This is a genomic window from Clostridium sp. FP2, assembly GCF_011065955.2.
GTDB lineage: Bacteria > Bacillota > Clostridia > Clostridiales > Clostridiaceae > Clostridium_AD > Clostridium_AD tagluense.
Window position 1 is genome coordinate 1,998,294 of sequence record NZ_JAAMNI020000001.1, and the last position, 12,203, is coordinate 2,010,496.

Sequence of the window (12,203 nt, forward strand, 5' to 3'; positions counted from 1 at the left end):
AAAATGTTAATTTAATAACATTATAATAACATAAATTTCTGAACAAAGCTAGAAAATCTTGCAAAATGCAATGAATAATTGCATTTTGCAAGATGTTTGAATAAATTATCTTTTAAAAGCTTGTTAAAAAATAGACTTAGTGTAGTTTTTTAAACAAGTAATAGTTGGCACAACTATTGCTAATGTATATAGTGTGTAAAAGTTTACAACACCTAAAAGTTTATAATGCATAAACATATATAATACTTAAATGCAAAAAAATATTGAAAGGATGATTAAAATGGATGATAACAAATGGTTATTAAAAGGAATTAAAGTTGTTGAATTTGCAACCTTCATCGCTGCACCATGTGCTGCTAGAATGCTTGCTGATTGGGGCGCTGATGTTATTAAGGTAGAGCCTATTTCTGGAGAAAACATGAGAGGTATTGGTTCAGTATATTCATCACCTTGCCAGGAAGATGAAAATCCTTGGTTTGAAAATGAAAACTTCAATAAAAAAAGTATTTGCGTTAATGTAAAATCTACAGAAGGTATGGAAGTATTTCATAAATTACTTGAAAAGGCTGATATTTTTGTCACAAATGTTCGCGTGCAAGCTCTTGCAAAACTTGGATTATCTTATGAACAACTTAAAGAAAAATATCCTGGTTTAATATTCGTACAAGCTTTAGGCTATGGAGAAGAAGGTCCACTAAAAGATAAACCTGGATTTGACTACACATCATATTTTGCAAGAGGTGGTGTTATGTCTTCACTTATGGAAAAAGGTACTACGCCAACAAATGTTGCTGCAGGCTTTGGTGATCACTATGTAGGTATTGCTCTTGCAGCAGGTGCATGCGCAGCTCTTGTGAAAAAAGCTAAAACAGGCACAGGAGAAAAGATAACAGTAAGTCTTTATCATATGGGTATTTATGGACTAGGATCTATGATTATGTCTGATCAATATGGAAATAAAATGCCAATGTCTAGACTTAGTCCAAACTCTCCTGTTTGTAATTCATACCAATGTAAAGATGAAAAATGGATTCAATTAGCATTAATACAATATGATCAATGGATTGAAAGATTCTTTAATGCTATTAATAGAGAAGATTTAATGAATGATGATAGATATAATACCCGTAATGGAATGGTGGAAAATGTTGAGTCAATGGTTACTATTGTTGCAGAGGCAATGCTTAAAAAAACTCTTGCGCAGTGGGAAAAAGTTCTTATGGAATGTGATATTCCTTTTGAAAGAGTTCAGTCTTGTGCAGATATTGCTGTAGATGAACAGGCTTGGGCAAATGACTATTTAGTAAAGAAAACCTATGATTCAGGTAATGAAGGTATTTTAGTTAATTCACCTGTTAAATTTGGAGAAATGGGTATTAGGGAAATGACTCCTGCTCCAAGACTTGAAGAAAATACAGATGAAATATTAAGTTCAATTGGATATAATATGGAAGAAATTCAGACTTTGAAATCAGGCAAACTAGTTAGATAGGTTTAGTGGAATTGTTAGTAAGGTATATTAGGAGAAATAGACTAGCAAATAAATTTGAATGTGCCTAAATAGGAAAGGACAGGATAGTATGTATACAATGGGACTCGACATAGGCTCTACGGCAACCAAAGGTGTAATTATTGAAAATGGTGTAAAAATCGTGGCTACTGCAACTATACCCTCAGGTACAGGCACTACAGGACCTGCAAGGGCGTTGAAAGAATTATTTGGGAAGCTGGATATTTCACGTGGGGATATTGAAAAACTAGTAGTAACTGGATATGGAAGAATGAAATATTCGGATGCTGATAAGCAAATTAGCGAGCTGAGTTGTCATACAAAGGGAGTTAACTTCTTAGTTCCTAGTGCTAAAACCATTATAGACATTGGTGGACAAGATGCAAAAGCATTAAAGCTTAATGAAAGTGGTAAGTTAGTTAATTTTGTTATGAACGATAAGTGCGCTGCTGGCACAGGAAGATTTTTAGATGTTATGGCAAGAGCACTTGAAGTTAATGTTTCAGATTTAGGTGACTTGTCTGCTAAATCTACAAAGGAAGTTCCTATAAGTAGTACATGTACTGTTTTTGCAGAATCAGAGGTAATCTCTCATTTATCCAATGAAGCAGCAATTGAAGATATCATTGCTGGTATTCATGCTTCAGTAGCTAAAAGGGTTTCTAGTCTTGCAAAAAGAGTAGGTATCCAGGAAAGTGTGGTAATGGTAGGTGGGGTGGCAAGAAATAGTGGGGTTGTTAGAGCTATGGAAGCAGCTCTTGAACTTGAAATAATTGTACCAGATTTAGCACAACTTACTGGAGCGTTAGGGGCAGCTTTGTATGCATTCGATGAACTTAAAAATAATGAAATTGAAAGCAATGAAATTGAAAACTAATCAAGGGTTTGAGGAGGAGAAAAATGAGCGATAAATTATCATCAAAAGAAGTAATAAGCAATTTATTAGCAAAGCAGTACGAAAATGCATTTGAGGCTAAAGCAAAGGGTGAACCTGTAGGTTGGTCCACATCTGTATTTCCTCAAGAGCTTGCGGAGTGTTTTGGGCTTAGTGTATGCTATCCTGAAAATCAAGCAGCAGGAATAGCTGCAAAAAGAGAATCTTTAAAATTATGTGGTATTGCAGAGGACAAAGGATATTCTAATGACATATGTGCTTACGCAAGAACTAATTTTGGATTTCTTGAAAATGGCGGTTGTGAAAGCTTAGATATGCCTCGTCCTGACTTTCTATTATGTTGTAACAATATTTGTAATCAAGTTGTTAAATGGTATGAAAATATCTCTAAGGAATTAAATATACCACTTATTTTGATTGACACTACATTTAACAATGAATATGAAGTTAGTCAGGAAAGAATAGATTATTTAAAAGGTCAATTTGATGAAGCTATTAAACAGTTAGAAGTGATTTCTGGAAAGAAATTTGACCCTAAAAAATTTGAAGAAGTCATGAAGATTTCTACTAAAAACGGTAAGCTTTGGAAGTATTCAATGAGTTTACCTTCAGCAAAACCATCTCCTATGAATGGGTTTGATTTATTCAACTATATGGCAGTTATTGTTTGTGCAAGAGGTAAACAGGAAACAACTGATGCTTTTGAACTATTAATTGCAGAATTAGAAGAGAGAATTAAAAATAAGGAAACAACGTTTAGGGGAGAAGAAAAATTTAGAATCATGATGGAAGGCATACCTTGCTGGCCATATATTGGATTTAAAATGAAAACATTATCAAAATATGGTGTTAATATGACTGGGAGTGTTTACCCTGATGCTTGGGCTTTAGAGTACGAAGTTAACGACCTAGATGGTATGGCTAGAGCTTATAGTAGTATGTTTAATAATGTGAATTTAGAAAGAATGACTAAATTCAGAATTGATTCTCTAAAATCAGGTGATTGCGATGGTGCTTTCTACCATATGAACAGAAGCTGTAAACTGATGAGTTTGATGCAATATGAAATGCAAAGAAAGGTGTATGAAGCTACCGGTTTACCTTATGCAGGTTTTGATGGAGATCAAGCAGATCCAAGGAATTTTACAGAGGCTCAATTTGAAACAAGGATTCAAGGGTTAGTTGAAGTAATGGAAGAAAGAAAAATAACTGGAGGTAATGACTAATGAGTAGCTTTGAAACTATTTTATCTCAGATGAAAGATGTTGTTAATAATCCAGGAGCAGTGGTGAAATCATATAGAGAAAAAGGTATCAAGGTAGTTGGATGTTTCCCTGTTTACTGTCCTGAAGAGCTTATTCATGCTGCTGGAATGTTTCCAATGGGTATTTGGGGAGGATCTACAGACATTGAATTAAGTAAACAATATCTCCCAGCATTTGCTTGTTCAATTATGCAGTCTTGCCTTGAATATGGATTAAAGGGAGTCTACGATGATTTATCAGCGGTTATTATACCTGGTATGTGTGATACGTTAATATGTATGGGCCAGAATTGGAAGGTAGCTGTTCCACAGGTTGAATATATTTCACTTGTTCATCCTCAAAACAGAAAAATTGAAGCTGGCATTGTGTATTTAAAAAGTGAATACAATAATATCAAAAAAAGATTAGAAGAAATTAGTGGTTGCATCATTACAGAAGAAAAATTAAATGAAAGTATTGAGATTTATAACGACTATAGAAAGACCATGAGAGAATTTGTAGAAGTAGCTGCAAAGTATCCAAATATTATTACTCCAATAATTAGAAATACAGTCATTAAGAGTGCTTTCTTCATGGAAAAATCGGAGCATACAAAATTAGTGAAAGTTCTTATTTCAGAAGTAGGGAAAATACCTGCTGAAAAATGGTTAGGAAAAACAGTATTATTATCAGGTATATTAGCAGACTCAGAAGAGTTACTGAGCATTCTCGCTGAAAATAATATTGCAGTAGCTGCAGATGATTTAGCACAGGAAACAAGACAATTTAGGTTTGACGTTCCAAAAGGATCGGATGCAGTAGATAGATTAGCAAGATTTTGGTCCATTTTTGAGGGCTGCTCCTTGGCATATGATCCTGAGAAAAAACGTGGAGCTATTATAACACAGCAAATAAAAGAAAAAAATATAGATGGTGTTATTTTCTGTATGATGAAATTCTGTGATCCTGAGGAATATGATTATCCACTAATTAAGAAAGAAGTGGAAGCAGCAGGAGTTCCTACTTTATATCTTGAGATAGATCAACAAATGAAAAATAATGAACAAGCTAGAACTCGTGTTCAAACTTTTGCTGAAATGCTAAGCTTATAATTTGAACATGATTATATAAAAATAATGCTATATAAAAGTTGAAATGGAGGATATTATTATGTTATTTAAAAAAGAACATATACTTTTACAAAAGGCAGTTAGAGATTTTGTAAAAAAAGAATTAGACACACTGCCAGCGGAGATGGATAAGACTGGTGTGATGCCAAGGGAATTAATGGATAAGTTGGCAAAGTATAAATTTATAAGCACAATAGTTCCAAAAGAATATGGTGGAGCTGGTGCAGATTATGTTTCATATGCAATAGTTATGGAAGAAATCAGTAGAAAGTGCTGCTCTACAGGTACATTTGTTACTGCTGGATCATCTCTTGTTGCATTACCTATTATGAATTTTGGTACAGATGCTCAAAAAGAAAAATACTTAAAACCTTTAGCTTTAGGCGAGCAAATTGGCGCCTTTGCTTTAACTGAACCTGGTGCAGGTTCAGATGCAGGTGCACAGCAAGCAGAGGCTGTGTTAGATGGAGATAACTATATTTTAAATGGTAGAAAGTGCTTTATTACTAATGCTCCTATTTGTGATTTTGCCATAGTAATTGCTATGACTGATAAATCTAAAGGTGTACGTGGTACTTCAGCATTTATAGTAGAAAGTAGTTGGGAAGGATTCTCTCATGGTGCTCATGAGGACAAGATGGGTATTAGAGGTACAGAAACTTCTGATTTAGTTTTCCAAAATGTTGTGGTTCCAAAGGAAAATTTAATAGGCAAAGAGGGTATGGGATTTAAAATTGCTATGAATACTCTTGAAGCTGGTAGAATCGGTGTTGCAGCGCAAGCTCTTGGAGTTGCTCAAGGTGCTTTAGATGAAGCTATAAAATATACTAAGCAAAGAATTCAATTTGGTAAAACATTGTCTAAATTCCAAAATACTCAGTTTACCATAGCTGATATGGAAACTAAAGTATGTGCAGCTAGATTATTAGTTTATGATACTGCAGAAAAGAAAGATGCCCATATGAAAATTGAAAAAGAAGGATCTATGGCAAAATACTATGCAGCGGAGGTGGCTAATGAGGTCGCTTATAAAGCACTACAACTTCATGGTGGATATGGTTATATAAAGGATTATCCAATTGAAAGAATGTACAGAGATGCTAGGATTTTATCTATTTATGAAGGTACATCACAAGTACAGCAAATGGTAATCGCAGCCAGTGTTTTAAGATAGAAATAAGATAAAAATTTTTATACTTGGAGGTATATATTTTGAAAATATTAGTTTGTGTAAAACAAGTGCCAGATACTACAGAAGTTAAAATTGATAAAGAGAAAGGAACCCTTATTCGCGAGGGTGTTCCAAGTATTTTAAATCCAGATGATGCGAATGCATTAGAGGAAGCTCTTAAAATAAAAGATAAATATAAAGATGTTACAGTAACTGTGGTTTCCATGGGACCACCTCAAGCAGATTATATGCTAAGAGAATGTTTAGCTATGGGTGCAGATGATGCGTTTCTTTTAAGTGATAGAGCATTTGGTGGTTCTGACACATGGTCAACATCTAATGCAATAGTAGCAGGTATCAATAAAATAGGACAATTTGATATAATTTTTGCAGGAAGACAAGCAATAGATGGAGATACAGCGCAGGTAGGACCTCAGATTGCTGAAAAACTACATATGTCACAAGTTACATATGTTCAGAACCTTGAAATTAAAGGTAATGAATTAGAAGTACAAAGGCAACTAGAAGATGGATATGAGATTATTAAAGTAGATATGCCTGTATTACTAACAGCAGTTAAGGAGTTAAACGAACCTAGATATATGTCAGTAGACAAAATATTTGATGCATATAAAAAAGAAATTGTGGTTTTAGGCTTTAAAGATATTGATATTGATTCAAGTCAAGTAGGATTAAAAGCTTCACCTACTAAAGTATTTAAATCATTTACACCACAACCTAAGGGAAAGGGCATAATGCTTGAGGGAACATCTAAGAAAAAGGTTGAAGAATTGGTAATGGCTTTAAAACAAAAACACATTATATAAGTGATTTGCAATAAATACGTTGCATAATACTGAATTTATGGAAAAACAAAATACATTATATTAGTTGGAGGTAAACATGGATATGGATTTAAGTTTATATAAAAATATATGGGTATTTGCTGAGCAAAGACAAGGTAAAATTTCTCCGGTTGTAGTTGAGCTTTTGGGAGAAGGTAAAAAGCTTGCTAATGAAGTTGGAGTTGAATTATGTGCTGTGTTACTAGGAAAAGATGTAAATGGACTTGCTAAAGAATTAATTTCTTATGGTGCACAAAAGGTATATGTAGCAGATAGTTCTCTTTTAGAAAACTATACAACAGATGCTTACACAAAAGTTATTTGCGATGCTGTAAATCAATTTAAACCAGAAATAATGCTACTTGGAGCAACTCATATTGGTAGAGATTTAGCTCCTAGGATGTCATCTAGATTAGACACTGGACTAACAGCAGATTGTACGAAACTTGAAATTGACCCAGAGGATAAAAAAATCATGCAGACTCGTCCTGCTTTCGGAGGTAACATTATGGCCACTATTATTTGCCCAAATAACAGGCCACAAATGTCTACTGTAAGACCAGGTGTTATGGATAAAGCTCTAAAGGATGAATCAAAAGTTGGGGAAATCATTAATTTAGACTTTAAATTGTCAGAGAAGGATATAAGAACAAAGGTAATTAAAACTGTAAAAACTAATAAGGATATGGTATCTTTAGTAGATGCTAATGTCATTGTTTCTGGAGGCCTTGGTCTTGGGGATGAAAAAGGCTTTGAAATGCTTAAAAAGCTTGCAGATAAATTTGGTGGAGTAGTTGGTGCTTCTCGTGCAGCTGTTGATGCAGGATGGATTGATCATTCTCATCAAGTAGGTCAAACTGGTACAACTGTGAAACCTACTGTTTATATTGCTTGTGGTATTTCTGGTGCTATTCAACATGTTGTTGGTATGCAGGAAGCAGATGTAGTAATTGCTATCAATAAAAATCCATCAGCTCTGATTTTTGGAGTAGCTGACTATGGTATTGTTGGAGATGTATATGATATAGTTCCAATGCTTACTGAGGAATTAGATAACGTTGATGAATTAGTAAAAAGGTTAAATGTATAAATAAAATGTAATAAGTGTTGTGAATGAGAGTTAAATAAAGTAGGGGGCTATTTTATGAATACTAAAAAAATGATGCCTGCGTATTTTGCAGTAGCATTTGTATGGTTTACAACTCACTTTGGGGGTGGGTTTGCATCAGGAGCACAAGTGGTACAGTATTTTGTAGCATATGGATGGTATGCTGCATTTTTACCAATAGTTTCGCAAGCATTGCTTGCAGTTATTTTTTATTACGCTTGGAAATTTGCATTGGATAAGAAAAAGTATGATTATAAAAGCTGGACATTAGAATTTTATAAACCTGTGGAAAAAGTAATGTCCCCAATATTTGAAATTATATATCAATTACTCTTGATAACTGGTACAGCTATTGCATTTGCAACTGGTGGAGCTACTATCACAGCTGTATTCGGAACAAGTTATATCATTAACACCATTGTTATCGCAGTAGGAATGTTGATTTTGACTATATTTGGGGCGAAATTAGTAAGGGATGCGGCTTCGGTTATGGCTATTGCTATTATTGTTGGTATGCTTGTTGTATACGTACCTAATGTAATTGCATCATGGGGTGACATCACCGCGAATATTGCAGCTCTAAAGTCAGGAGCAATAGTTAATGATGCTTCCTTTGGATCAGCTTTATGGAAAACATTGATGTATGCAGGTTTTCAGGCTGCTGCTCTTGGGGCTTATTTAGCCCACTCAAATGCTTTAAAAGATGTAAATGAGGCTAAAAAAGCAGCAATATGGGGATTTGTATTAAATGCATCCATACTTGGAATATCAACATTAGGTATAATGGGATTTTATAAGGACGGTATATTAAAAGAGACAGTACCTGCATTATTTGTTGTTATGCATGGTGTGGGGTCTTCATGGATGACTCCTTTGATATCAATATTAGTAATTTTAGGATCAATATCTACCGGTGTAAACTTAATATTCGGAATAACAAGTAGAGTAGTTACTTTCTTAGCTAGAAATGATACTGATGCTATAAAAATTGAAAAAGAAACTAAGAGAAGTGCGTTAGTTTCTCTTGGATATGTAGTATTTACATGGTGTGTAGCTCAGTTCGGACTTATACCACTTATCGCAAAAGGGTATGGAACAATAGGATATATTTCAATATTTGTTATCATATTACCACTGCTTATAAAAGGTATTATAGGATGGAAACCAGTGAATAAAGATAAAGATATTGCATTATAATAGATGGATTAGAAGTTAACATAAAAGCAGACATAATCATCTCCTAAGATACCTGTGTGTTTATTTTTAATATAAAAGGAGGAAAATTAAAATGAAATTAATTATGTTTAGTGCAAGAGAAGATGAAGCCAGTGCTGCTAGCACTTGGGGCAAAAAACGTGAAGTGGAAGTTCAAAATATTTCAGAACCTTTATCATTAGAAAATATTCATTTAGTAAAAGGATTTGATGGAGTCTGTCTTTGTCAAACAAAGAAGATGGAAGATGGAATTTACAAAGGATTAAAAGATGAAGGAATAAAACAAATTGCATCACGAACAGCTGGGGTTGACATGTTCGATATGGTGGAGGCAACAAAACATGGATTATTTATTACAAACGTGCCTGTATATTCACCTAATGCAATTGCTGAATATGCTATAACTGCTGCACTTAATATTGTTCGCCATGTGAATCATATTAAAGTAGCTATGAAAGAACAAGATTATCGTTGGAGAAAAGAAATTATATCTAAAGAAATAAGATCCATGACTGTTGCAATTATTGGAACGGGCAAAATTGGACGTATAACAGCTCAAATTTTCAAGGGGTTTGGTGCAAAAGTTATAGGATACGATTTATACCCTTGTGAAGAAGCTAAAGAGTGTATTGAATATGTAGATACTCTTGAAGAGGCTATTGCACAAGCAGATTTAATTTCATTACATATACCAGCTACAAATGATAATTTCCATTTATTTAACAAAGAAATTTTTGATAAGATGAAAGATGGTGTGTTTTTCGTTAATACAGCTAGAGGCACAATTGTTGATACAAAAGCGTTAATAGATGCTTTAAACAGTGGTAAAATTGCGGCTGCAGCTTTAGATACATATGAAAATGAATTTAATTATTTTACAAAAGATTTTTCAGGTAAGGTAGTTGAGGATGAGATGCTAAAAGAACTTACTCACCGTGATGATGTATTATTAACACCACACATAGCATTTTATACTGAAACAGCAGTTAAAAACTTAGTTGAAGGCGGATTAGATGGAGCTTACGATATTATTAAAAATGGTACAAGTAATTATATTGTAAACTAACTATAACAAATTTGATTAGACTTTAGATTGTTAATATTTGCTAGAATAAAGGTACTATTCAAATGAATAGTACCTTTATTGTTCTAATTTTTTAAAAATTACTTTGTTGATGAGAAAAACTTAAGTAATACCTTTGATATAAAATAGCCTATAATAGTGAAAGTAGCAGCCCAAATCGTAAATGAGCTTAACCTTTCGCTTCCCAAAGTATAACCAGCTAAAAGTCCAGAGCATACAGAAACACAACAGATAAATATAGGGTTTAAATTTTTAAAGACTATTAGTCTTAAATTATATTCTAAGTTTCTCTTTTTATAGGATACATAGGATAAGTACAGAAATAAACAAGTTAATATAAAAAGTATTAATAACTTTAATTTATAATTTGTATAAGAAAACCAACTAGTATTAGTTTCAGTTATAGACCAATTCTGATAAGTTAAATTATAACTATAAATATTTAACCAGTCTTCGATTTTATTACAAATCATAACTATGTATTGAATAAACCCATAGTGTGTTGTAATTAAAATTCGTACTAACCTTATTATAAAGTAGGGTAATATAGGTATTATTGCACCGACTATACCGGCCACTATACTATTTCCCATAACTGACTGTGCAAGTAGCATAAAAGTGAAAATGCAGATGTACTGAAACGTATCCATGAAAAGCCATTTAACTATATCAGAATATGGATTTAAGGTCGTATCAAGACCTTTAATATTTGTAAGATAAAACAAACTTAGAAATATATATGTTACTACAAAACTTATAAGTAAACTCAGCACACCAACAATCCATTTATTGAGTATTATCTCTTTCCTTGTAAAGGGCATAGAAGCTATAAAACCTTGAGTTTCACTGTTTTTTTCACCTATAAATAAAATTACAGCTAATAGCATTACAACAAAGATCATTATAAAAAAATAACTATCCTTACGCATATAAAGCCCATTATTGAACCAGCTAGTACATTCATACCCACTTCGTTTCATGGTAAATTTATTTTCATTCAATGCTGATATAACACCATGAACCTTATAAAATAAAAGTATGACAATAGTTAAAAGGGTTACCCACTTTACATTTATCCATTCCTTATAGAAAAGGGCCTTATTTATAATTTTACTCATTTTTATCCTCCTCTTCTACGAAATATATAAACATATCCTCAAGACTCATATCTATAATTTCTATAAAGTCAGCTCCCATGTCATAAAGCCTCTTTTCAAAATCTTTTGAGTAATTTTTAGTGATTATATAATTTACTCTACCAATAGTTTCAACTTTAATTACTCCATCAAGGGAAGATAGATTCTCATTTCCATCCACAGTGGACTTAAGGACCACTTGAAGTTTTTTTATGCTGTTTTTAGCATCATCAATAGAACTCATGTGTTTTATTTCACCATTTTTAATTATTGCAACATTATCACATATTCTCTCTATATGATCCAGGTGATGTGAGGAAATAAATACAGTTACACCCCTTGAAGCCACTTCATCTACTATAATGGACATTATTTCTTTTTTAATCACAGGATCAAGGCCAGATGTGGGCTCATCAAGTATTAGAATATCTGGTTTTATGCTTAGGTTTAAAAGAATAGCTACTCTCATCTTCATACCTTTGGAAAGTTCTCTTATTCTTCGTTCTACAGGAATTTTAAATTTTTTATTAAGTTCATCAAATCTTTCCTCGGAAAAATCATTATAGGTTTTCTTATAAAATTTTAAGAGCTCCTTTACTTTGAAAGATGAGAAATATTGATTTTCATCGGATACATAACCTATTCTCTGTTTTACTATATTATTATCAAAAATCTCTTCACCATCTATTAATATACTTCCTTTATTAACATTGTAAATACCTGTTAGGCATTTTATAAGTGTAGTTTTGCCTGCACCGTTTTCACCGATAATTCCAAATATGCTACCCTTATTTACATGTAAATTCACATTACTCAGAATATATTTATCATCTATGCATTTGCTCACATTTTTTATATCTATCAA

At 32.9% G+C, this 12,203-nt stretch carries 11 protein-coding genes; 9 read left to right on the forward strand and 2 right to left on the reverse strand.

The features are described 5' to 3' along the window. Nucleotides 1-280 precede the first annotated feature (280 nt). From G9F71_RS09480 to G9F71_RS09520, 9 genes are all read left to right on the forward strand, one after another. Complete coding sequence (locus tag G9F71_RS09480; protein ID WP_164948997.1) at nt 281-1,492, forward strand: CaiB/BaiF CoA transferase family protein; 1,212 nt, start codon at nt 281-283, stop codon at nt 1,490-1,492. A gap of 88 nt (nt 1,493-1,580) precedes the next feature. Further along, on the forward strand, nt 1,581-2,387 hold the full coding sequence (locus G9F71_RS09485) for an acyl-CoA dehydratase activase (protein ID WP_164948998.1): 807 nt from the start codon (nt 1,581-1,583) through the stop codon (nt 2,385-2,387). 23 nt (nt 2,388-2,410) lie between these two features. Continuing rightward, nucleotides 2,411-3,631 carry a 2-hydroxyacyl-CoA dehydratase subunit D gene (locus G9F71_RS09490; RefSeq protein ID WP_164948999.1) on the forward strand — a complete coding sequence of 407 codons (1,221 nt, stop codon included), beginning with the start codon at nt 2,411-2,413 and terminating at the stop codon, nt 3,629-3,631. Then, the gene (locus G9F71_RS09495) at nt 3,631-4,761 is read left to right on the forward strand and encodes a 2-hydroxyacyl-CoA dehydratase subunit D (RefSeq protein ID WP_164949000.1); all 1,131 of its coding nucleotides are present in this window, start codon (nt 3,631-3,633) and stop codon (nt 4,759-4,761) included. Before G9F71_RS09490 ends, G9F71_RS09495 begins: the two co-directional genes overlap by 1 nt. A 58-nt stretch (nt 4,762-4,819) precedes the next feature. After that, complete coding sequence (acdB, locus tag G9F71_RS09500; RefSeq protein ID WP_164945693.1) at nt 4,820-5,953, forward strand: putative isocaproyl-CoA dehydrogenase AcdB; 1,134 nt, start codon at nt 4,820-4,822, stop codon at nt 5,951-5,953. Nucleotides 5,954-5,991: 38 nt separating this feature from the next. After that, entirely contained in the window at nt 5,992-6,777 is a 786-nt protein-coding gene (etfB, locus tag G9F71_RS09505; RefSeq protein ID WP_164949001.1) for an electron transfer flavoprotein subunit beta, read from the forward strand. Between the two features lie 76 nt (nt 6,778-6,853). Then, entirely contained in the window at nt 6,854-7,885 is a 1,032-nt protein-coding gene (locus G9F71_RS09510) for an electron transfer flavoprotein subunit alpha/FixB family protein (RefSeq protein ID WP_164949002.1), read from the forward strand. A gap of 54 nt (nt 7,886-7,939) precedes the next feature. Continuing rightward, the gene (locus G9F71_RS09515; RefSeq protein WP_164949003.1) at nt 7,940-9,100 is read left to right on the forward strand and encodes a hypothetical protein; all 1,161 of its coding nucleotides are present in this window, start codon (nt 7,940-7,942) and stop codon (nt 9,098-9,100) included. A gap of 91 nt (nt 9,101-9,191) precedes the next feature. Then, on the forward strand, nt 9,192-10,184 hold the full coding sequence (locus G9F71_RS09520) for a D-2-hydroxyacid dehydrogenase (RefSeq protein WP_124999876.1): 993 nt from the start codon (nt 9,192-9,194) through the stop codon (nt 10,182-10,184). A gap of 98 nt (nt 10,185-10,282) precedes the next feature. Here the strand turns inward: G9F71_RS09520 and G9F71_RS09525 are convergent, their stop codons facing one another. Further along, nucleotides 10,283-11,320, reverse strand: coding sequence for an ABC transporter permease subunit (locus G9F71_RS09525; RefSeq protein WP_164949004.1), 1,038 nt, complete (start codon nt 11,318-11,320; stop codon nt 10,283-10,285). Continuing rightward, on the reverse strand, nt 11,313-12,203 hold the full coding sequence (locus G9F71_RS09530; RefSeq protein ID WP_164949005.1) for an ABC transporter ATP-binding protein: 891 nt from the start codon (nt 12,201-12,203) through the stop codon (nt 11,313-11,315). The genes G9F71_RS09525 and G9F71_RS09530 overlap by 8 nt, the downstream gene beginning before the upstream one ends.